At 66.8% G+C, this 19,452-nt stretch carries 20 protein-coding genes; 16 read left to right on the forward strand and 4 right to left on the reverse strand.

Annotated features, from left to right (window positions below):
• Positions 1 to 67 precede the first annotated feature (67 nt).
• From QZ755_RS10345 to QZ755_RS10395, 11 genes are all read left to right on the forward strand, one after another.
• Complete coding sequence (locus QZ755_RS10345) at positions 68 to 364, forward strand: hypothetical protein (protein WP_294322519.1); 297 nt, start codon at positions 68 to 70, stop codon at positions 362 to 364.
• A 3-nt stretch (positions 365 to 367) separates the two neighbouring features.
• On the forward strand, positions 368 to 2,143 hold the full coding sequence (locus QZ755_RS10350) for a diguanylate cyclase (RefSeq protein WP_294322521.1): 1,776 nt from the start codon (positions 368 to 370) through the stop codon (positions 2,141 to 2,143).
• A 73-nt stretch (positions 2,144 to 2,216) separates the two neighbouring features.
• Positions 2,217 to 3,908: a long-chain fatty acid--CoA ligase gene (locus QZ755_RS10355; RefSeq protein ID WP_294322523.1), complete on the forward strand. Its 1,692-nt coding sequence runs from the start codon at positions 2,217 to 2,219 to the stop codon at positions 3,906 to 3,908.
• 46 nt (positions 3,909 to 3,954) lie between these two features.
• Positions 3,955 to 5,262, forward strand: a complete 1,308-nt coding sequence (miaB, locus tag QZ755_RS10360; RefSeq protein WP_294322525.1) for a tRNA (N6-isopentenyl adenosine(37)-C2)-methylthiotransferase MiaB — start codon at positions 3,955 to 3,957, stop codon at positions 5,260 to 5,262.
• The gene (locus QZ755_RS10365; protein ID WP_294322527.1) at positions 5,259 to 5,831 is read left to right on the forward strand and encodes a hemerythrin domain-containing protein; all 573 of its coding nucleotides are present in this window, start codon (positions 5,259 to 5,261) and stop codon (positions 5,829 to 5,831) included. The genes miaB and QZ755_RS10365 overlap by 4 nt, the downstream gene beginning before the upstream one ends.
• A 106-nt stretch (positions 5,832 to 5,937) precedes the next feature.
• Positions 5,938 to 6,996 (forward strand): NAD(P)-dependent alcohol dehydrogenase, encoded by a 1,059-nt coding sequence (locus tag QZ755_RS10370; protein WP_294322530.1) that lies wholly within the window; start codon positions 5,938 to 5,940, stop codon positions 6,994 to 6,996.
• Between the two features lie 221 nt (positions 6,997 to 7,217).
• Positions 7,218 to 8,219: a PhoH family protein gene (locus tag QZ755_RS10375; RefSeq protein WP_294322531.1), complete on the forward strand. Its 1,002-nt coding sequence runs from the start codon at positions 7,218 to 7,220 to the stop codon at positions 8,217 to 8,219.
• Positions 8,220 to 8,271: 52 nt separating this feature from the next.
• On the forward strand, positions 8,272 to 8,514 hold the full coding sequence (locus QZ755_RS10380; protein WP_294322533.1) for a type II toxin-antitoxin system VapB family antitoxin: 243 nt from the start codon (positions 8,272 to 8,274) through the stop codon (positions 8,512 to 8,514).
• Positions 8,511 to 8,906 carry a type II toxin-antitoxin system VapC family toxin gene (locus QZ755_RS10385; protein WP_294322534.1) on the forward strand — a complete coding sequence of 132 codons (396 nt, stop codon included), beginning with the start codon at positions 8,511 to 8,513 and terminating at the stop codon, positions 8,904 to 8,906. Before QZ755_RS10380 ends, QZ755_RS10385 begins: the two co-directional genes overlap by 4 nt.
• Complete coding sequence (gene ybeY / locus QZ755_RS10390) at positions 8,903 to 9,415, forward strand: rRNA maturation RNase YbeY (RefSeq protein WP_294322537.1); 513 nt, start codon at positions 8,903 to 8,905, stop codon at positions 9,413 to 9,415. The genes QZ755_RS10385 and ybeY overlap by 4 nt, the downstream gene beginning before the upstream one ends.
• A gap of 10 nt (positions 9,416 to 9,425) precedes the next feature.
• Positions 9,426 to 10,334 carry a hemolysin family protein gene (locus QZ755_RS10395; RefSeq protein WP_294322538.1) on the forward strand — a complete coding sequence of 303 codons (909 nt, stop codon included), beginning with the start codon at positions 9,426 to 9,428 and terminating at the stop codon, positions 10,332 to 10,334.
• A 406-nt stretch (positions 10,335 to 10,740) separates the two neighbouring features.
• Here the strand turns inward: QZ755_RS10395 and QZ755_RS10400 are convergent, their stop codons facing one another.
• Positions 10,741 to 11,208, reverse strand: a complete 468-nt coding sequence (locus QZ755_RS10400; RefSeq protein WP_294322540.1) for a DUF1203 domain-containing protein — start codon at positions 11,206 to 11,208, stop codon at positions 10,741 to 10,743.
• A gap of 104 nt (positions 11,209 to 11,312) precedes the next feature.
• Here QZ755_RS10400 and QZ755_RS10405 point away from each other — a divergent pair, with 104 nt between their 5' ends.
• A complete protein-coding gene (locus QZ755_RS10405) occupies positions 11,313 to 12,656 on the forward strand; it encodes a sorbosone dehydrogenase family protein (RefSeq protein ID WP_294322541.1) in 1,344 nt (447 codons plus the stop codon).
• 123 nt (positions 12,657 to 12,779) lie between these two features.
• Here QZ755_RS10405 and QZ755_RS10410 read toward each other — a convergent pair whose 3' ends face one another.
• Both QZ755_RS10410 and QZ755_RS10415 read right to left on the reverse strand, forming a co-directional pair.
• Entirely contained in the window at positions 12,780 to 13,082 is a 303-nt protein-coding gene (locus QZ755_RS10410; RefSeq protein WP_294322543.1) for a polyhydroxyalkanoic acid system family protein, read from the reverse strand.
• A gap of 23 nt (positions 13,083 to 13,105) precedes the next feature.
• The gene (locus tag QZ755_RS10415) at positions 13,106 to 13,438 is read right to left on the reverse strand and encodes an SMR family transporter (RefSeq protein ID WP_294322544.1); all 333 of its coding nucleotides are present in this window, start codon (positions 13,436 to 13,438) and stop codon (positions 13,106 to 13,108) included.
• Positions 13,439 to 13,685: 247 nt separating this feature from the next.
• On the opposite strand from QZ755_RS10415, the gene lnt reads away from it, so the two are divergent.
• From lnt to QZ755_RS10435, 4 genes are all read left to right on the forward strand, one after another.
• Positions 13,686 to 15,209, forward strand: coding sequence for an apolipoprotein N-acyltransferase (gene lnt, locus QZ755_RS10420; RefSeq protein ID WP_294322547.1), 1,524 nt, complete (start codon positions 13,686 to 13,688; stop codon positions 15,207 to 15,209).
• A 75-nt stretch (positions 15,210 to 15,284) separates the two neighbouring features.
• The gene (gene metK, locus QZ755_RS10425; RefSeq protein WP_294322548.1) at positions 15,285 to 16,496 is read left to right on the forward strand and encodes a methionine adenosyltransferase; all 1,212 of its coding nucleotides are present in this window, start codon (positions 15,285 to 15,287) and stop codon (positions 16,494 to 16,496) included.
• A gap of 89 nt (positions 16,497 to 16,585) precedes the next feature.
• Entirely contained in the window at positions 16,586 to 17,428 is an 843-nt protein-coding gene (locus QZ755_RS10430) for a hypothetical protein (RefSeq protein WP_294322550.1), read from the forward strand.
• Between the two features lie 109 nt (positions 17,429 to 17,537).
• Positions 17,538 to 18,602 carry a hypothetical protein gene (locus QZ755_RS10435; RefSeq protein WP_294322552.1) on the forward strand — a complete coding sequence of 355 codons (1,065 nt, stop codon included), beginning with the start codon at positions 17,538 to 17,540 and terminating at the stop codon, positions 18,600 to 18,602.
• 207 nt (positions 18,603 to 18,809) lie between these two features.
• Here the strand turns inward: QZ755_RS10435 and QZ755_RS10440 are convergent, their stop codons facing one another.
• Positions 18,810 to 19,403 (reverse strand): phosphatase PAP2 family protein, encoded by a 594-nt coding sequence (locus tag QZ755_RS10440; RefSeq protein ID WP_294322554.1) that lies wholly within the window; start codon positions 19,401 to 19,403, stop codon positions 18,810 to 18,812.
• Positions 19,404 to 19,452 lie beyond the last annotated feature (49 nt).

A 19,452-nucleotide genomic window follows, 5' to 3' on the forward strand; every position in this document is an offset into this window, starting at 1 on the left:
CGCCTACCCGTGTCAGCTTGCCAGGCGAGACGACCGCGACGACGCGGCGCGCGACTTGGGGGATAGGATGCGACTTTACGCGACGATCGCGGCGACGATGCTGCTGGCGGGCTGCGGCTTCGGCCCGGCAACCGGCGGTCCGGAACTGCTGGTGACCGGCCCCAGCGAAGCGGTGGCCGGCTTCGTCCGGCAGCAAGGGGCTCAGATTCCCAGCCGCGCGACGACCTTTCCCGAAACCATCGGCAACGGCAAATCGCGCGCGCGGGTGATGCTGCCGGCCGGTACGGGTGCGGCCACGCTGCAGACGGTGGCCAGGCAGGCCAGCGGGGCGGGACTGACCGCCGCGATCGTCGCCGATCACTGACCGATGGTCCGGCCCGGCAACCGCGACGAACCGGGGCCGGGGTTAACCATTTATTCGCGCATCGAATGCGATGCCGGCACGATGATCTGGTTGTGTCGCACGTTGTGGATGGCGCTGCTGTTGGCGGTGGGGACGGTGTGCGCGCCGTCAGCCCATGCGCAGGCGGGCACCATGGGCAATGTCGGCAGTTCGATCGCAGTCTGCGTCAGCCGGGTGCGGGCGGGCGACACGGTACGCGGCATGTTCGCGCATCCCGAACGGTTCGACTGCGCCTCGCCCCAATCGACGCTGGGTTCGGGCGATTTCTGGATAATGTCCGCCGCGTTGCCGCCGCCTGCCGATGCCAATGCCGCGATCCGCGTGCGACAGGTCAGCCTGTGGCAGCGGCAGATGACGCTCTATGCCCGGTCCGCCGATGGTCGGATCGTTGGACAGTTCGCCGATGAATTCGGCATCGGCCAGCGGCTCCGGCTGGGCGCGGTGATGGAACATCGCTTCGTGCCCGCCGGCGCGCCGTTCACCCGCCTGCTGTGGCGGATCGACGGCGCGTCCAACCTGCGCGGGATCGTCCTCGGACCGCGGCTGGCGACCGATGCGCAGAGCATTCGCTCCGACGTGCTGCTAGCCGCACTCTACTCCGCCTTTGCCGGGCTGGCGCTTGGCCTGCTGGTGTATAATTTCGCGCTGTGGCGGGTGCTGCAACATGATTTCCAGCTCGCCTATTGCGGGTTGCTCGCCTGCCTGTTGCTGTACGCGTTCAGTTCGTCGGGGGCGATGGCATGGGCGTTGCCCGATATGTCGAACAACCGGCGCATCCTGCTCAGCTACATCATGTTGTGCGCTGGGATGGCCGCCGCGCTCACCTTCTGCGCCTGTTTCTTCGAAGCGCATGTGCTGGATGGCTGGCCGTTGCGCGCGATCCGCGTCGCCACCGCGGCCTTCTGCGGACTGGCGGTCGTCCTCATGGCGATGGGGTCGCAATATATCGCGATCCTCGACCGGACGTTTTCGGTGACGATGCTGCTGTCGCCGCTGGTGGTACTGACCGTCCTGATACGGGCGTGGCGGCGGCAGAGCGTGTATCTGTCGCTGTTCGCGCTCAGCTGGGCCGCGCCGCTGACGATGCTGGTCGCGCGGTCGCTCTACAATCTCGGTTTCCTGCCGTGGAGCTTCTGGGTCGACAATTCGACCATCCTGGCCATGAGCCTCGAAACGCTGCTGGCCAGCGTCGCCATCGCCTATCGGATGCGAATGCTGAGCCGCGAGCGCGACGAGGCGGTCCGGCAGGAAGCGATCAGCCGCGAACTGGCCGATACCGATCCGCTGACCGGGCTGCTCAACCGGCGTGCGTTCCTGGCGCGCGCCGTGCCGTCCGACGGTCCGCGGACGCTGATGCTGTTCGACATCGACCATTTCAAACAGGTCAACGACACGATCGGCCATGACGGCGGCGACGAGGTGCTGCGCCTGTTCGCCCGTACCCTGCGCTACCACGCGCTGCCCGGTGTATTGGTGGCCCGCATGGGCGGCGAGGAATTCGCGCTGCTGGGCGAGGACGCGATGCTCCCGGACGTCGATGTGATGCTGGCCAGCGTGCGCGCGGTGCGCCTGCCGTTCGACCTGCGCATCTCCAGCAGCATCGGCATCTGCCACGGCCCGCTGGTGGACGAGAACGACTGGAAACGGCTCTACCGCATGGCCGACAAGGCGCTGTTCCAGGCCAAGGCCGCCGGCCGCGACCGCGCCGGTCGCGCCCCGCCGCTGGCCATCGCGGCCTGACCGGAACCGCCGGCAATTACTTGTAACGCAACCCGGCTTGCACGATCCGCAACCCTTGCTTACACCTTTGTCAATGAGCAGCGCCGCCCCCGTCCTCGACCGCTATGCCCACCCTGTCGCGTGGGAGACGCCGCTGCCGCCGATGTCGATGGTGACGCTGTTCGAGGAATCGGCCGCACGGCGCGGCGATGCCCCGCTGATCGATTTCCTCGGCCGCCATTACAGCTATGCCGAGACGAAGGGCGGCGCTGACCGGGTCGCCTGCGGCCTCGCCGCGATGGGCTATGGACCGGGGGACCGCATCGGGCTGTTCCTGCCCAACGTGCCGCATTACGTCGCAGCCTATTACGGCATCCTGAAACTGGGTGCGACGGTGGTGAACTTCTCGCCGCTCTACACCGCGCAGGAACTGGCGGCACAGGTCGAGGATTCGGGTACGAAGCTGCTCTTCACCCTTTCCGCCTCCGCATTGCTGCCGACCGCGCTCAAGGTACTGGAGACCAGTTCGCTCGAACGGCTGGTCGTCGGATCGGTCGCGGGTGCCCTGCCCCCGGCCAAGTCGCTCTTCTACCGCTGGTTCCGGGCAAAGGAGGTGACGCCGCGTCCCACCGATCCCCGCGTCACCGCCTTTTCCGCGCTGATCGCCAATGACGGCGGCTGCGGCACGCCGGCGATCGACCCGGAACGCGACCTTGCGCTGATCCAATATACCGGCGGCACCACCGGCAGTCCGAAGGGCGCGATGCTCAGCCATGCCAATCTGTCGGCCAATGCGCGGCAGGTCGCGTGGCTCGATCCCGATGGCCCGACACCGGGCGAACGAATCATCGGCGCGCTGCCGATGTTCCATGTCTTCGCCAACACCTGCGTCCTCAACCGCACGGTCGTCAGCGGCGGCGAGATCGTGATGCTGCCCCGCTTCGACGCCGGGCAGGTGCTGGCCGCGATCACCCGCACCCGTGCCACCGCGATGCCGGGCGTGCCGACCATGTACCGCGCGCTGCTCGACCATCCGCGCCTGCCCGAAACCGACTTTTCCTCGCTACGCTTCTGCATTTCGGGCGGCGCGCCGATGCCGCCCGAGCTGAAGGAACGCTTCGAAACCGCGACCAAGGCGACGCTGGTCGAGGGCTATGGCCTGTCCGAAAGCTCCGGCGTGGTGTCGTGCAACCCCTATGCCGGGCCACAACAGGCCGGCAGCATCGGCCAGCCGATCGCCGGAACCCGCGTGCGGTTGGTCGACAAGGAGGACCCGACCCGACCGGCACCGGCAGGGGAACCCGGCGAGATCGTCGTGGCGGGGCCGCAGATCATGTGCGGCTATTGGCACCGCCCCGACACCGACGACACGACCTTCTGCACCGACGCCGATGGTACGAAATGGCTGCGCACCGGCGATGTCGGGACGATCGACGCCGATGGCTTCATCCGCATCGTCGACCGGTTGAAGGACATGATCGCCGTCGGCGGGTTCAAGGTGTTCCCGAGCGAGATCGAACGCATCCTCTACCACCACCCCGCCATCCGCGAGGCGCTGGTGGTCGGCCTGCCCAATGACTATCGCGGCGAAAGCCCCCACGCCTATGTGACGCTCGCCGAGGATGCCGAGGTGACCGGCGAGGCGCTGAAGGCCTGGCTCAACCCGCAGCTCGGCAAGCACGAGCGCGTCGATGAAGTCGTCGTCCGGCTGACCCTGCCGAAAACGATGATCGGGAAGCTCAGCCGCAAGGACCTGATCGCCGAGGTGCTGGCGGAACGGGCCTGATCGCCCACCCTTCCGACCGCGCGCCAAATCCGGTAAGGGCGCGGGCATGACCACCCCGAAAACCTTCCATGTAAAATCGTTCGGCTGCCAGATGAACGTCTATGACGGCGAACGCATGGCCGAACTGATGACGGCTGAGGGCATGACCGCGACCGACGACGCGAATGCCGCCGATCTGGTCGTCCTCAACACCTGCCACATCCGCGAAAAGGCGACCGAGAAGGTCTATTCCGACATCGGGCGCCTGCGCAAACACGGCGCCGACCCGATGATCGCCATCGCCGGCTGCGTCGCGCAGGCCGAAGGGGAAGAGATCGTCCGCCGCGCCAAGGTCGATGTCGTCGTCGGTCCGCAGGCCTATCACAACCTGCCGAAACTGGTCGCCGATGCGGCGGCGGGCAAGCCAGCGCTCGACACCGACATGCTGCCTGAATCCAAATTCGGCCACCTGCCCGCCCGCCGCCGCAGCGCCCCGACCGCGTTTCTGACCGTGCAGGAAGGGTGCGACAAGTTCTGCACCTATTGCGTCGTCCCCTACACCCGCGGCGCGGAAATCAGCAGGTCGTTCGCGCGCATCGTCGACGAGGCAAAGGCGCTGGTCGATGGCGGCGCGCGCGAAATCACGCTGCTGGGGCAGAACGTCAATGCCTGGACCGACAGCGATGGTCGCGGCCTCGACGCGCTGATCCGCGAACTCGACCGCCTGCCCGCGCTGGAGCGCATCCGCTACACCACCAGCCATCCCAACGACATGACGCAGGGCCTGATCGATGCGCATGGCGATGTCGAAAAGCTGATGCCGTTCCTGCACCTGCCGGTACAGGCGGGCAGCGACCGCGTATTGAAGGCGATGAACCGCAGCCACACCGCCGACAGCTATCTGCGCCTGCTCGACCGGGTGCGCGCCGTCCGCCCCGACATCGCGCTGTCGGGCGACTTCATCGTCGGCTTCCCCGGAGAAACCGAAGCGGAGTTTCAGGAGACGCTGCGCCTGGTCGATGCGGTCGGCTATGCGCAGGCCTACAGCTTCAAATACTCGCCCCGCCCCGGTACCCCCGCCGCCGACATGGCCGGCGAAGTACCGATGGAGGTGATGGACGACCGGCTGCAACGGCTGCAGGCATTGTTGCTGCGCGATCAGAAGGCGTTCAACGACGCGACCATCGGTCGCACCTGCCACGTCCTGGTCGAACGTGCCGGCCGCCATGCCGGACAGATGCTGGGCAAGTCGCCCTGGCTCCAATCGGTCCATTTCGACACCGACGCCCGCATCGGCGACATGGTGGAGGTAGAGATTGCCGCCGCCGGCCCGGTATCGCTGTCGGGGATCGAACGGATGCGGGCGGCGGCGTGAGCGGCTCGCACGCGCTGGCAACGCGCGACGGCATAACCGACGACATCGCCTATCTGCGCAGTGCCTATCCCAGGGGCGACTGGGTGAAGCATGTCAATTTCGGGGAACTGTGCAACTTCTGGCTGCACGTCCACCAGTCGTTGCGGGCCGAGGGCGCGGCGGTCGAACGGATCATCGCCGACTTCCGCGAAGATCGCCTCGACACGACCGCCTTTCCGCATCGCTTCGTCCCCGCGCTCAACCAGTTCCTCGGGCATCTCGACGGGCACCACCGGATCGAGGATGCGGTGTATTTCCCGAAGTTCCGTGCGCTCGATCCCCGGATGCAGCGCGGCTTCGACCTCCTGGAATCGGATCACCACGCGATCCATGCCGCACTGGAAGCCACGGTCGGCAGCGCGCGCGGTCTGCTGGCCAGCCTGAACCAGCCGAGCCGCGATGCGCGAGCCGCCGACGACCATGCCGCCCATGCCGCGACGCTGACCGCGTTGTTGCTGCGCCATCTGGCGGATGAGGAGGATCTGGTGATCCCCGCGATGCTCGAACATGGCGAACGTCGCGTCGGGTGAACGGTTGAACAAATAAATCAGCAATTTGATATATTGTATCAGCAACCAAATCGCCGGGACCGCATTGCACGCCGCGGAATGCTCTCAGCCACGGAAAAAAACTGACATGACCACCCCAGCCAAGGGCTATGCCGCACAGGCGGCCGATGCGAAGCTCGCCCCCTTCTCGTTCGAACGTCGCGATCCACAGGCGACCGACGTCGCGATCGACATCCGTTATTGCGGCGTGTGCCACAGCGACCTGCACACCGCACGCGGCGAATGGCCGGGCACGCTCTACCCCTGCGTTCCGGGGCACGAGATCGTCGGCACCGTGACCGCGGTGGGCAGCGATGTGACCAGGTTCCAGGTCGGTGATACCGTCGGCGTCGGCTGCATGGTCGACAGCTGCGGCCAGTGCCCGTCCTGCCATGAGGGCGAGGAGCAATATTGCACCGGCGGCGGATTCGTCGGCACGTACAACGGCCCCGATCCGGTACTGGGGGGCCATACCTTCGGCGGCTATTCGGACCATATCGTCGTCGACCAGGATTTCGTGCTGAAGGTCCGCCATGACGAAGGCGACCTCGCCGCCGTCGCCCCGCTGCTGTGCGCCGGGATCACCACCTATTCGCCGCTCAAGCATTGGGGCGTCGGGCCGGGGCAGAAGGTCGGCATCGTCGGCCTGGGCGGTCTCGGCCATATGGGCGTGAAGATCGCGGCGGCGATGGGTGCCGAGGTCTATGTCTTTTCGACCTCGCCCAACAAGCGCGACGACGCGATCCGGCTGGGCGCGAAGGACCTGATCGTGTCGAAGGACGCAGAGGCGATGGGCCAGCACGCCGGCAGCTTCGACTTCATCCTGAACACCGTCGCCGCATCCCACGATCTCGACCAGTTCCTGGGGCTGCTCAAGCGCGACGGCACGATGACGCTGGTCGGCGTACCCGAAACGCCGCACCCCTCGCCTTCGGTCGGCACCCTCGTCTTCGGCCGCCGTTCGCTGGCCGGCTCGCTGATCGGCGGCATCGCCGAGACGCAGGAAATGCTCGATTTCTGCCACAAGCACGGCCTGACCGCCGATATCGAGATGATCGACATGCGCGACATCGAAACCGGCTATGACCGGATGCAGAAGAGCGATGTGAAGTACCGCTTCGTCATCGACATGGCGACGCTCGGCTGATGCCGCTTACGGGGATGTCGGGAAACCGGCATCCCCGCTATATTTATCGCTGTCCCCCTGCCGCCGGCTCTGCCACACTCGCCCGCGATGCAGTCGCGCCGCCCCTGGCTCCCCTTTCCGCCTTCATGCGTTGAAGGCGTGATGCGCGACCTTCATCCCATCACCACCCGCTTCCCCCGCCGGGCGCACCCTGCGTTCCGGCCGTTTCGCGAAAGGATCGCATGAGCCGCAAGCCCGTCCCCGCCCAAGCCGGTCAGCGCGCCCGCGCCGAAGTCAGCTTCGACAAGCCGCAACTCCTCTCCCGCCTGTTCGGCGAGTTCGACGCCAATTTGCTGGCGCTGGAGGAACGGCTGGGCGTCTATATCACCGCGCGTGGCGATCGGGTGGGGATCGAAGGGTCGGCGGAAGCCGTGGCGCACGCGCGCGAGGTGCTGAACGAACTCCATCGCCGCATCCTGCGCGGCGAAGAGGTCGATCCCGGCCTGATCGACGCGGTGATCGCCATGTCGACCCAGCCGGCGCTCGACGGTATCTTCCGTGCGGAAAGCGGCCACGGCGCACCGTCGATCATGATCCGCACGCGCAAGAAGACGATCGTGCCGCGCACCGTCGCGCAGGCCAGCTACATGCACCAGCTGCTGTCGAACGACATCATCTTCGCGCTCGGGCCGGCGGGTACCGGCAAGACCTATATCGCGGTCGCGCAGGCGGTCGCGCAACTGATTACCGGCAGCGTCCAGCGCCTGATCCTGTCGCGCCCGGCGGTGGAGGCGGGCGAGAAGCTCGGCTTCCTGCCCGGCGACATGAAGGAGAAGGTCGATCCCTATCTCCGCCCGCTCTACGACGCGCTGAACGACTGCCTGCCCGCCGAACAGGTCGAACGCCGTATTCTGTCCGGTGAGATCGAGATCGCGCCGATCGCCTTCATGCGCGGCCGGACGCTGGCCGACGCCTTCGTCATCCTCGACGAAGCACAGAACACCACGCCCGCGCAGATGAAGATGTTCCTCACCCGCTTCGGCCAGAACAGCCGGATGGTGGTGTGCGGGGACCCGAACCAAACCGACCTTCCCGGCGGCGTCCAGGCGTCGGGCCTGGCGGACGCGACCCGCCGGCTGGAAGGGATCGAAAGCATCGCCTTCGCCCGCTTCGGTGCCGGCGACGTGGTGCGCCACCCGATCGTCGGCCGGATCGTCGAGGCGTATGAGGGCAAGGATGCTTGAAGCCAAGTATATCCAGTATTAGCTTGCGGGATATACTGCTTAGGGGGTCGCCATGGCGTCGCTGTATATCAAGGACGAGAGAACCAGCGCACTGGTCGACCAGCTTGCCCGCCTGCGTGGCACGAGCAAGACGGAGGCGGTGCGCAGTGCAGTCGAGGCCGAACTCGCTCGTAGCCGGCACGCTGCAACGCCGCGTGAACGGCTGGACGATTTCTATCGCCGCTACCCACTGCCGGAATCGAGCGGACGTCCTGCCGATAGGGCGTTCTATGACGAATTGTCCGGCGACCTGTGACCGCGTTCATCGACGCATCGGTACTGGTGGCGATCCTCGCGCGAGAATCCGACTATCTGGAACAGAACGAACGGGTCCTATCGCAAGGCCGCCTGCTCTGGTCCCCGGTTTCGCGTTGGGAAGCGATCGGCGGAATCGCACGGGCGACGACCTATGGCGACGCCCTGTCTACCGAGATCGTCGATGCCTTTGCCGGCGAGAGCGGCTTCGAAATGGTGCCGATCGGCGAAGCCGAAGCGCGTATCGCAACTGAAGCACATCACCGCTACGGCAAGGGCCGCCATGCGGCAAAACTCAACATGGGCGATTGCTTCGCCTATGCCTGCGCCCGTACCAACAACGCCACATTGCTCTACAAGGGCGACGACTTCGCAAGGACCGACCTTAGATGATCGACATTGCCGTACAGGCAGAGGCCGACTGGCCGCAGGACATCGACTGGGAGGCACTCGCCACCCGCGCCGCCACCGCCGCGATCGGCCGCACGCCGCAGGGCATCTGGCTGACCGACCCTGCGCTGATCGAGGTCACGATCCGGCTGACGTCCGATGAAGAGGTCCACACGCTCAACCGGCAATATCGACACAAGGACAAGCCGACCAACGTCCTGTCCTTTCCGATGATCCAGAGCGACCTGCTCGATACCGTCACGCAGAACAGCGACGATGGCGAGGTTCTGCTGGGCGATATCGTCCTCGCGCACGGCGTCTGTGCCGCCGAAGCGGAGGAGCGCGGCATTTCGGTCGCCGATCATGCCACCCACCTGATTGTCCATGGCTGCCTGCATTTGCTAGGCCATGACCATCAAAATGATGCCGAGGCGGAAGCCATGGAGGCGATCGAGCGTTCGACGCTCGCCGAACTCGGTCTGCACGATCCCTATCCTGTTACAGAGGACTGACACGACCATCATGGCCGACGTTTCGACCAGCACCGCGCCCGGCGACAGTAGCAGCTCCGAAGGGGGCATATGGCGCGGCTTGCGCTCGCTGATCTTCGGCACCGACGCGAGCGAGACGCTGCGCGAACGGATCGAAGAAGTGATCGCGGCGCATGAGGACGAAAACGACGCGGCGGTCGCGGGCGACCTGTCGCCGATCGAGCGCAAGATGTTGCGCAACATCCTGCATTTCGGCGAACGCGATGCCGGCGACATGGGCGTGCCCCGCGCCGACATCGTCGCGCTGGAGGAAAACACCCCGTTCGCCGATGTGGTGAAGCTGTTCGCCGAAGCGGGCCACAGCCGCCTGCCGGTGTACCGCGAAAAGCTCGATACCATCGTCGGCATGGTCCATGTGAAGGACGTGTTCGCGATCCTGGCCAAGGGCGAGGAGCATCCCCCCACCGCGATCAGCCTGCTGCGCCAGCCGCTCTATGTCCCGCAATCGATGGGCACGCTCGACCTGCTCGCACAGATGCAGGCGAGCCGTACCCATCTGGCCATCGTGCTGGACGAATATTCGGGCACCGACGGCCTCATCACCATCGAGGATCTGGTCGAGGAGATCGTCGGCGAGATCGAGGACGAGCATGACGAGGCGCCGACCGACCTGTTCGTGCCGCTGGACGGCGGCGCATGGGAAGCGGACGCGCGGGCCGAGTTGGAGGACGCCGCCGAACTGATCGATCCCCGGCTGGGTGAGGTCGAGGAGGATGTCGAGACGCTGGGCGGCCTCGCCTTCGTGCTGGCGGGCGAAGTCCCGAAACAGGGTACCTGCCTCGACCATCCGTCAGGCTGGCGGATCGAGATCGTCGCCGCCGACACCCGTCGCGTCCTGCGCCTGCGCCTTCACCCGCCGTTGCCGGTCGTCGAGGAATAGCCGGACAGGACCCGCGCCAGCGCGAAACACCGGCGAGAATGCCGGGGTGCCGATGGTACTCCATATCCTCGCGCAGGCCGGGAATCCGCCGACTGGCAGGGCGCGGGAACATGGCGGGGGTCCCGCCAAGGCTGGCCAGCCCCCGCCGCCCCTGATCGCTGCAATCGATCACACAGGCCGGGAATCCGCATTTCCCCGTGCCATCATCTGGACGTATTATTGCGCCATAGGGTGAATAGACGCAAAGCACTGGTTACGGATGAAACCAGTGCTGCAAGGCGGGGTCATCCCGACGAATACGAATCGGATGTAGTCGCGGGACGTGGCGCCGGCATTGGCCGCGCCCGTCCCTGACGGCATCCGACAGGCCGCCGGTGCTACTCCCTTGGCATCGGCGGCCTTCTCCTCACATCCGGTCGATCCGCGCGGCGAAGCATCCCCGAACCGCGAAATGTGCGTGGAGATAGGCGGCCTGCGGCGACGCCAGCAGTTCGGTGATGACCGGCCCGGCGGCTTCGCCCGCGATCAGTTCGGCGGCAACCATTGCCCCCGCATCGTCGAACGCCCGGAGCGACAACATCCGTCGCATCAGCATCGGCGGGACCTGATCGACCAGCCGCGCCGGTTCCTCGGCCCCTTCGCGGACGAAGACGGCGTGCGATGCGCGATACGGCGTCGCCGCCGGCTGGTGGACATAATTTACTAGCAATAGCGTCTCGCCGATGGCGGCATCGCGCAGCGCGATGCGATCGGGATAGCCGAACGCCGCGTCGGCAACGACCCGCTGTGCCAGATGGCGCGACAATGCGGCATCGTCCATACCGTACAGGTGGCGAAACGGTGCGGGGTCCAGCCCGGATATCACAAAGCCCATGATCGTCCTCCTGCCCAACCCCTGCCACGGCGGCGGGTACGCCGCGCGCGACAATCGGACGCCGCCCCCTTCCCCCGGTCCCGCTGCCGCCCTATTCAGCGTCCATGCGCAAACATGCCGTCCGTTTCGGAATCGTCCTGCTGGTCCTGGTCGCGGGGCTGGTCTTCTATCTCACCCGGCCGGACCGGGCACAGCTGAGCGAGAATGCCGTCGCCGGCCGCACGCCGCAGTTGTCGCAGGTCCGCAAGCAGACGATCCCGACGGTCCGCATCGCCGAACCGACCGGCTGGAAGGATGGCCAGACCCCGACCGCCCCGGCCGGGCTACAGGTGCAGGCGTTCGCCAAGGGCCTCGACCATCCGCGCTGGCTCTATCGCCTCGCCAATGGCGACGTACTGGTCGCCGAAACCAACAGCCCCCCGCGCGAAGGCGGCGGCATAACCGGCTGGTTCATGCGCCTGTTCATGGATCAGGCGGGCGCCGGAAGCGCGTCGGCCAACCGCATCACCCTGCTGCGCGATGCGAACGGCGACGGGGTGGCGGAAGGGCGGTCGACGCTGCTCAGCGGGCTGAACTCGCCGTTCGGCATGGCCGTGGTCGGCGACTGGCTGTACGTCGCCAACACCGACGCATTGGTCCGCTATCCCTTCCGCATTGGGCAGACCCGCATCACGGCGGGGGCGGAAAAGATCGTCGACCTGCCCGGCGGCGGCAATCACTGGGCGCGCAACGTCATCGCCGATCCCGATGGCAAGTCGCTGTACGTCAGCGTCGGATCGGCCTCCAACATCGCCGAAAACGGGCTGGAGATCGAAAAGAACCGCGCCGCCATCTGGCAGGTCGACCCTGAAAAGAAGACGTTCCGCATCTATGCCGCGGGCGTGCGCAATGCCAACGGCATGGCGTTCGAACCGCGGACCAAGGATTTGTGGGCGGTCGTCAACGAACGCGACATGCTCGGCTCCGACATGCCGCCCGATTACATGACCAAGGTCGAATTCGGCGGCAACTATGGCTGGCCGTGGCATTATTGGGGCGGGTATATCGATGACCGCGTCCAGCCGCAGCGCCCGGACCTGCGCCAATATGTCGCCCGCCCCGACTATGCGCTGGGCGCGCATGTCGCCCCGCTCGGCCTCGCCTTCACCAGCGACATGCGGCTGGGCCAGCGGTTCGGCAACGGCGCGGTCGTCGGGCTGCACGGATCGTGGAACCGGGTGCCGCCATCGGGCTACAAGGTGATCTATGTCCCCTTCGCCGCCGATGGCAGCTTCCCGGCAAAGGATGCGAAGCCGGTCGACCTGCTCACCGGGTTCCTGTCGGCCGATGGCAAGCAGGCGTTCGGCCGCCCGGTGGGCGTCATCGCCGACCGCACCGGCGCGATGCTGGTCGCGGACGATGTCGGCAACGTGATCTGGCGGGTCAGCCTGCCGCTGTCGGCGCGCTGACCCGCCGTCCGTCCCAATGACGTCACCCCAGCGAAGGCTGGGGTCTCTCGCGGCTCCTGCGGCGAGCCATAAACGGTAGACCCCAGCCTGCGCTGGGGTGACGCTTGGGGCTTTGAGGATAGTCTATTTCAGCAGTGCCGGCCCGTCGCGCCCTAGCTTCTCCTTGATCTTGTTGGCGAACATCGCGAGCATCGGCGGCAGGTCCAGCACCGCATGGACATGGGCGTCATGCATCTCGCAGCGCGCGTTGACCGTCTGCCCCATGCCGCTGACCGTGAAATGCAGCGTGTCGCCGTCCCAGCGTTTGTCGTGCATCACGCCGCCGGGGATCATGTTCGCCAGCTTGTCAATGCCGCCATCGATCCGTTGCCGCACGCCCGCGCGGCCCAGCTGGTGGGGAATATCGACTTCGACGGGTTGGTTCATGGAGACTCCTCTTCGCGCTCCATCTAGTGCGCGACGCTCCTGGAAAACAGGTTCATCACGAGGACGCCTGCAATGATAAGTCCCATGCCCAGCACCGCCGCCCCGTCCAGCCGCTGCCCCTGCCAGCCCCAGGCAATCCCCGCGACCAGCACGATCCCGACCCCGGACCAGATCGCATAGGCAATCCCGGTCGGCATGGTCCTGAGCGCCAGCGACAGGCAGTAGAAGGCGACCGCATAGCCCGCGACCGTCACCAGCGAGGGGCCCAACCGCGTAAACCCCTGCGTCGCGCGCATCATCGAGGTGGCGATCACTTCGGCGACGATCGCGATGGCGAGCCAGGCATAGGCGGTCATGCGGGTGGAGATAGCATGGAAGCGCGGCAGTCGCGCGTGGTTCTCGACAAGCTCGAACTGAACGTGGGTTGAGGTACGACCTTACCCACACCCACCCCGTTTGGTTCGAGCAGCTTCGAGCCTGTCGAGAAGCGTCCGTCGAGAACGCTCCGTTCGGGGCGCCCCGTTCTCGACAAGCTCGAACCAAACGGGATTGATTGGAAACGCCTCGCACGCCCCCCTTGCACCCTCCCCGTCCAGCTAGGATATGCACCCCGTGCCCGCTCTCCTCGCCCTGCTCGCCGGCCTGATCTCGGCCCTTGGTTTCGCGCCGCTCGAATGGTGGCCGGTGACGCTCGCCGCGCTGGCATTGTGGCTATGGGTCGTCCACCGCGCGCCGACGCTGAAAGCGGCGCTGTGGCGGTCGTGGCTGTTCGGCGTCGCGCATTTCACGGTCGGCAACAACTGGATTCAGCACGCCTTCGATTTCCAGGACCGGATGCCGCCCGCGCTCGGCTATGTCGCGGTGGTCGGGCTGGCGCTGTATCTGGCGATCTATCCGATGCTGGCGGGCGGGATCGCGTGGAAGCTCGGCCGGCGGAGCGACCGCCCCGACCTCGCCTATGTCGCGGTCGCCGCCGCCGCATGGATCGCCACCGAATATGCGCGCGCCGTGGTCTTCACGGGGTATGCGTGGAACCCGATCGGTGTGATCTGGGTCCCGACACCGCTACGCGCGATCGCGACTGTCACCGGCACCTACGCGCTATCGGGCCTTACCGTCCTCGCAAGTGCGGCGCTGCTCCTCCCCCGCCCGAAAGTCCGCGCCGGCGTGATCGTCGCCCTCGCGCTGCTGATGCTGGTCCCCGATCGGGCGCCGAAGCCCGCGCCGGTCGCATCGACCGCCCCCCGCGTCCGCGTCGTCCAGCCGAACTTCCCGCAAGAGGCGGTGCGCAGCCCCGGTTACGACGAACGCCTGCTCGACAGGCAGATCGAACTGTCCGGCACCCCCGGCCGCGCCGCGCGCCTGATCGTCTGGCCCGAAGGCACCGTCAATTTCTATCTCGAGGGCGGCTATCCCTTCGACTGGTATCGCCAGTCGCCGTCGCTGATGCGTGCAAAGATCGCCAGCGTGCTGGGTCCGCGCGACATCGCACTGGTCGGCGGCACCGCGCTGAATTTCGCCCGCGATGGCCAGCTGGTTGGCGCGGGCAATTCGGTCTTTGCCCTCACCCCCGACACCCGCATCGTCGGCCGCTATGACAAGGCGCATCTGGTGCCGGGCGGCGAATACCTCCCGATGCGGTCGATCCTTCAGCCGCTGGGCCTCTCGCGCCTCGTGATGGGCGATATCGATTTCGCCCCCGGCCCCGGCCCCGCCACCCTCACCCTGCCCGGTTTCGGACAGGTCGGGATGCAGATCTGCTACGAGATCATCTTTTCCGGCCAGGTCGTCGACCGCCCGCATCGTCCCGCCTTCCTGTTCAACCCGTCGAACGACGCGTGGTTCGGCAGCTGGGGTCCGCCGCAGCATCTGGCGCAGGCCCGGCTGCGCGCGACCGAGGAAGGGCTGCCGATCCTGCGCGCCACCCCGACCGGCATCTCGGCGGTGATCGATGCATCGGGGGGCTTGGTCGCGACGATTCCTGCGAACCGCGCCGACGCGATCGAGGTGCCGCTACCCGCCGCCCATTCCGCGACCCTGTTTGCGCGCGTCGGCAACTGGATGGCGTTGCTGGCGATAGTTTTGCTGTGCGGCCTCGCGATTGCCATCCGCCGCCGCGCACGCTAGGGCAGCGACATAAGGAAAGCTTTATATGCGGCATGGCAACGGCCGCGCGCTTTCCCTCTAGCCTAGAGGAAGTCCATGCGTTCCAATTATCTCTTCACCTCGGAATCGGTTTCCGAAGGCCATCCCGACAAGGTCGCGGATCAGATTTCCGATTCGATCGTCGACCTGTTCCTGTCGAAGGACCCCGAAGCGCGCATCGCGTGCGAAACGCTGACCACGACCCAGCTCGTCGTCCTCGCCGGTGAAATCCGCTGCAAGGGCGTGTTCGAAAACGGTCAGTGGGCCGAGGGCGCCCAGGCCGAGATCGAACGCACCGTGCGCGATACCGTGAAGAAGATCGGCTATGAACAGTCGGGCTTCCACTGGGAAACCTTCCGCTTCGAAAACAACCTGCACGCGCAGTCGGCGCATATCGCGCAGGGCGTCGACGCGTCGGGCAACAAGGACGAAGGCGCCGGCGACCAGGGCATCATGTTCGGCTTCGCCTGCGACGAAACGCCGGACCTGATGCCGGCGACGCTGGACTACAGCCACAAGATCCTCGCGAAGATGGCCGCCGACCGCCACGCCGGCACCGCGCCGTTCCTCGAACCCGATGCCAAGAGCCAGGTCACGCTGCGCTTCGAAAACGGCAAGCCGGTCGCCGCGACCGCGATCGTCGTCTCGACCCAGCACGCCGCCGGCTACGACAATGGCGACAAGGAAGCCGAGCTGCACAACTATGTGAAGTCGGTCGTCGCCGACGTGCTGCCGGCCGAACTGCTGTCGGATGCCACCGAATATCACATCAACCCGACCGGCAGCTTCGAAATCGGCGGCCCGGACGGTGACGCCGGCCTGACCGGTCGGAAGATCATCGTCGACACCTATGGCGGTGCTGCCCCGCACGGCGGCGGCGCGTTCAGCGGCAAGGACCCGACGAAGGTCGATCGTTCGGCGGCGTACATCACCCGCTATCTGGCGAAGAACATCGTTGCGGCGGGCCTTGCCAAGCGCTGCACGATCCAGCTCGCCTATGCGATCGGCGTGTCGAAGCCGCTGTCGCTCTATGTCGACACGCACGGCACCGGCACCGTCGCCGACGACGCGATCGAAACCGCGATCGCGGGCATTGCGAAGCTCGGCGGCCTGACCCCGCGCGGCATCCGTACGCACCTGGCGTTGAACAAGCCGATCTACCAGCCGACCGCCGCCTATGGCCATTTCGGCCGCAAGCCCGAAGGCGACCTGTTCCCGTGGGAAAAGACCGATCTGGTCGACGATCTGAAGGCCGCACTGGCCGCCTGATCCCGCTGGACAGGGTTCGCAAAAGAAGGGAGGTTCGCTGGCGACGGCGGGCCTCCTTTTTCATGGCCACCGCGCAAAGGGGGGATATGATGCGAACCGTGACGGCACTGCTGGCGATGGCCCTCGCCGCGCCCGCCATGGCGCAGACCGCACCGGCCGAATCCATCTCTGCAGAGGATCGCGCGGCGCTGGACCGCACCGCCGAGCGCGGCCGGTTGCTTGCCGCCTATGACCGGGTGGCATGGCTCGGCACCGATGATGTGCAGAAGCGCCTGCCCGACTGGCGGCAGAAGCTGGGCGGCTGGATCGTCGAGGGGCCGGCCGCCGCGCCGACGCTGATCTTCCATGACCGGTCGCAACCACCGCGCGCGCTCTACACCGGGCGGCTGATCGGCGGAAAGCTCACCGATGCGACGCTCATCACCGGGGATGCGGCGATACTCTCCCCGGCGCAGCTCAACCTGATCGCGGCACGCGACAGCGCTGCCAGAGCGATCGGTGCCGCCAGGCTACTTCCTTGCGGTCCGGCCTTCAACACCGTCGTCGTTCCTCCCGCAGCACCAGGTCGCGTGACCTCGGTCTATTTCCTGTCGGCGCAGACCAAGGCGGACGACCTGCCGATCGGCGGTCATTATCGGGTTGACGTCGCCGCAGACGGGCGCGCCGGTGCGCCTTACGCTTTCTCGAAGGGCTGCATGACCCTGCCCCCGCCGCCCAAGGGGCAACGCGGCGTGGGCGCCGTCGTATCGACCCTCACCGCCCCGCTCCCCAACGAAGCGCACAGCTTCGTCGTGGAGGCGTATCAGCGGCGGCTCTATGTGATCGTCCCGCAAGGCGGCAACCGCATGTTCGCGCTGACGCCGGGTGTGCCTACCCGTCTGGTACCGACCGACACCGCCAAACCGGGGAAGGCACCGAAGCCCGCGACGTAGGTCGAAACCGCTCTCCCCCTTCCACAATCGCCTCGACATCCCCCGCGAATTGGGAAAGGTTCGCGTTCAACGGACGGCATCACCAACGGCCGCCAATGGGGGGATGGACATGCGGAACTGGATGGCTGCGCTGGCAGCCGGGCTGATGGTCGCGACGCCGGTCGCCGCGCAACCGGTCGGCGTGCCGGTCAGCACGAAGGCCGGCAAGCCCTATCGCTTCAAACATAGCGGTATCACTGTGCCGGCCGAGCTGGACGGGATGCGCCGGGTCGATGTCCGGCAGCTGGGCAACGACGAACTCGACGTGTTCGCCGTCTATCAGAACGGACCCGATGCGATCACGGTCTATGTCTATCGCGCCCTCGCGGGCAGCGTGCCGGTATGGTTCGACCGCGCCCGCGCCTCGGTCGAACAGCGCCGCGAGATGTTCGGCTCGGTGGCCCCGGCCGTCCCCGCCGCCTTCACGCCCCCCGGCCAGTCGAGCGCCAGCGGGCTGATGGCCGGCTGGACGCTGAAGAAGGCGCCCTATCGCGGGACGGCGCTCGCCATCCTGCCGGTCGGCGACTGGCTGGTGAAGGTCCGCTACAGCTCCAGCAAGCTGGACGGTGCGGCGGTGGCGGCGCGGGTCCCGGCGGTGCTGGGCGCGCTCGAATGGCCGAAAGCCATCCCGTCCGCCGCCGCCGCCGCGCCGGTCACCGATTGCGCCGCGCCGCTTGCCTTCTCCCCGGCCGCCGCCCCGGTGACCGATGCCAAGATACTGCAATCGGCCGCACTCACCGGCGGGCTGGTCGCGGCTGCGGAAGGGGAGAAGAAGGCCGCCTCGACCGCACCCGCACCGACATGGTGCCGCGACCCGGCCCCGGCACAGATGGGCGCGGCCTATCGCCGCGACGGCGCGACCGATGGCTATCTGCTGGCGATCAGCGACAGCGGACGCGGCTTCGCGGTCGAACCCGACGTCATCGCCCGCGAACTGGGCGAAGCGGAGGGCAGGAAGGTGCAGCAATGGTCGGTCGCGCTCTACGAACCCGGATCGATCGCCATCTACGCGCCGATGACCGCCCTGCCCGCGCCCGATACGCTGATCGCCGCGCTGAACCGCCCGATCCTCGCCCGCACGACGACCTGGGGCAAGAAGCGTAACGTCACGATCAATCCCGACGTCTTCAAATGATACGGGTCCGGCGGCGGGTGCTGTCCTACATGCCGCCGCCCTGCCATGGTCGGTCATGCGCTTCGACAGTGCGAACCCTTCACCGGGCAAGATGCCAATCGGTGCCGTGCGCAAAACGGTGGCGAGTGTGAACTTTGTGAACTTTGGACGGTGAAATTGTGCGCAAGTATCTGTAATTGCAGTATTTAATACGAATTAGATCGACATCTACTCCGCCGCCGGCATCACCCGTGCCACGATCGCCTCCGCTGCCCAGCCGATGACCGCCCCGACCGCAACGTCGATCGGGAAGTGGGTGCCCCGCGGCACCTGGATCGCGGCGATCCCCCCGGCCGCGGCCTGCGCCGGCACCGCCGCCGCCGGATATTCGCGCGCCACCGCTCGCGCGACCGCGACGGCACCTGCGGTGTGGCCGGAGGGAAACGAGTTTTGCGGCCCTTCGTCGCGGTCGCCGGGAGTCGGGCGATGATCGTCGCGGTCGCTGAACTGGTTGGGCCGCGCCCGGTCGATGCGATGCTTGATCGCCGCCTTCGCCAGCGTCGCCAGCCCGTGGGCCGCCAGCATCCGGACGCCGGTCCGCGTCAATCGTCGGTCCTGCGCGATCAGCCCGGCGGCGATCGTCGTCAGGTTGATCGCAACCAACGGCGGCTGGTCCGCCACCTCGCTCAGCGCCCCGGCCACCTTCACCACCGGATGCCGGTGCAGCTCCGCCGCCACGCCGGATCCGACGTCGATGTCGGCATCGACCAGCTGCTTCGCACCGCGTTTCGCCTCGCGCTTCGCCTGCTTCTTCTTGCCCATCGCGCTCCAACCCGCGGGGCACGCGGAAGCTCCTTGTCGACACGCCGCC

The sequence above is a fragment of the uncultured Sphingomonas sp. genome (assembly GCF_913776855.1).
Lineage (GTDB): Bacteria > Pseudomonadota > Alphaproteobacteria > Sphingomonadales > Sphingomonadaceae > Sphingomonas.

Coding starts and splice junctions, on each gene's coding strand:
- QZ755_RS10345 (WP_294322519.1), top strand. CDS start 68: ATGCGACTTTACGCGACGATCGCGGCGACGATGCTGCTGGCGGGCTGC.
- QZ755_RS10350 (WP_294322521.1), top strand. CDS start 368: ATGGTCCGGCCCGGCAACCGCGACGAACCGGGGCCGGGGTTAACCATT.
- QZ755_RS10355 (WP_294322523.1), top strand. CDS start 2,217: ATGAGCAGCGCCGCCCCCGTCCTCGACCGCTATGCCCACCCTGTCGCG.
- miaB (WP_294322525.1), top strand. CDS start 3,955: ATGACCACCCCGAAAACCTTCCATGTAAAATCGTTCGGCTGCCAGATG.
- QZ755_RS10370 (WP_294322530.1), top strand. CDS start 5,938: ATGACCACCCCAGCCAAGGGCTATGCCGCACAGGCGGCCGATGCGAAG.
- QZ755_RS10375 (WP_294322531.1), top strand. CDS start 7,218: ATGAGCCGCAAGCCCGTCCCCGCCCAAGCCGGTCAGCGCGCCCGCGCC.
- QZ755_RS10380 (WP_294322533.1), top strand. CDS start 8,272: ATGGCGTCGCTGTATATCAAGGACGAGAGAACCAGCGCACTGGTCGAC.
- ybeY (WP_294322537.1), top strand. CDS start 8,903: ATGATCGACATTGCCGTACAGGCAGAGGCCGACTGGCCGCAGGACATC.
- QZ755_RS10395 (WP_294322538.1), top strand. CDS start 9,426: ATGGCCGACGTTTCGACCAGCACCGCGCCCGGCGACAGTAGCAGCTCC.
- QZ755_RS10400 (WP_294322540.1), bottom strand. CDS start 11,208: ATGGGCTTTGTGATATCCGGGCTGGACCCCGCACCGTTTCGCCACCTG.
- QZ755_RS10405 (WP_294322541.1), top strand. CDS start 11,313: ATGCGCAAACATGCCGTCCGTTTCGGAATCGTCCTGCTGGTCCTGGTC.
- QZ755_RS10410 (WP_294322543.1), bottom strand. CDS start 13,082: ATGAACCAACCCGTCGAAGTCGATATTCCCCACCAGCTGGGCCGCGCG.
- QZ755_RS10415 (WP_294322544.1), bottom strand. CDS start 13,438: ATGACCGCCTATGCCTGGCTCGCCATCGCGATCGTCGCCGAAGTGATC.
- lnt (WP_294322547.1), top strand. CDS start 13,686: ATGCACCCCGTGCCCGCTCTCCTCGCCCTGCTCGCCGGCCTGATCTCG.
- metK (WP_294322548.1), top strand. CDS start 15,285: ATGCGTTCCAATTATCTCTTCACCTCGGAATCGGTTTCCGAAGGCCAT.
- QZ755_RS10430 (WP_294322550.1), top strand. CDS start 16,586: ATGCGAACCGTGACGGCACTGCTGGCGATGGCCCTCGCCGCGCCCGCC.
- QZ755_RS10435 (WP_294322552.1), top strand. CDS start 17,538: ATGCGGAACTGGATGGCTGCGCTGGCAGCCGGGCTGATGGTCGCGACG.
- QZ755_RS10440 (WP_294322554.1), bottom strand. CDS start 19,403: ATGGGCAAGAAGAAGCAGGCGAAGCGCGAGGCGAAACGCGGTGCGAAG.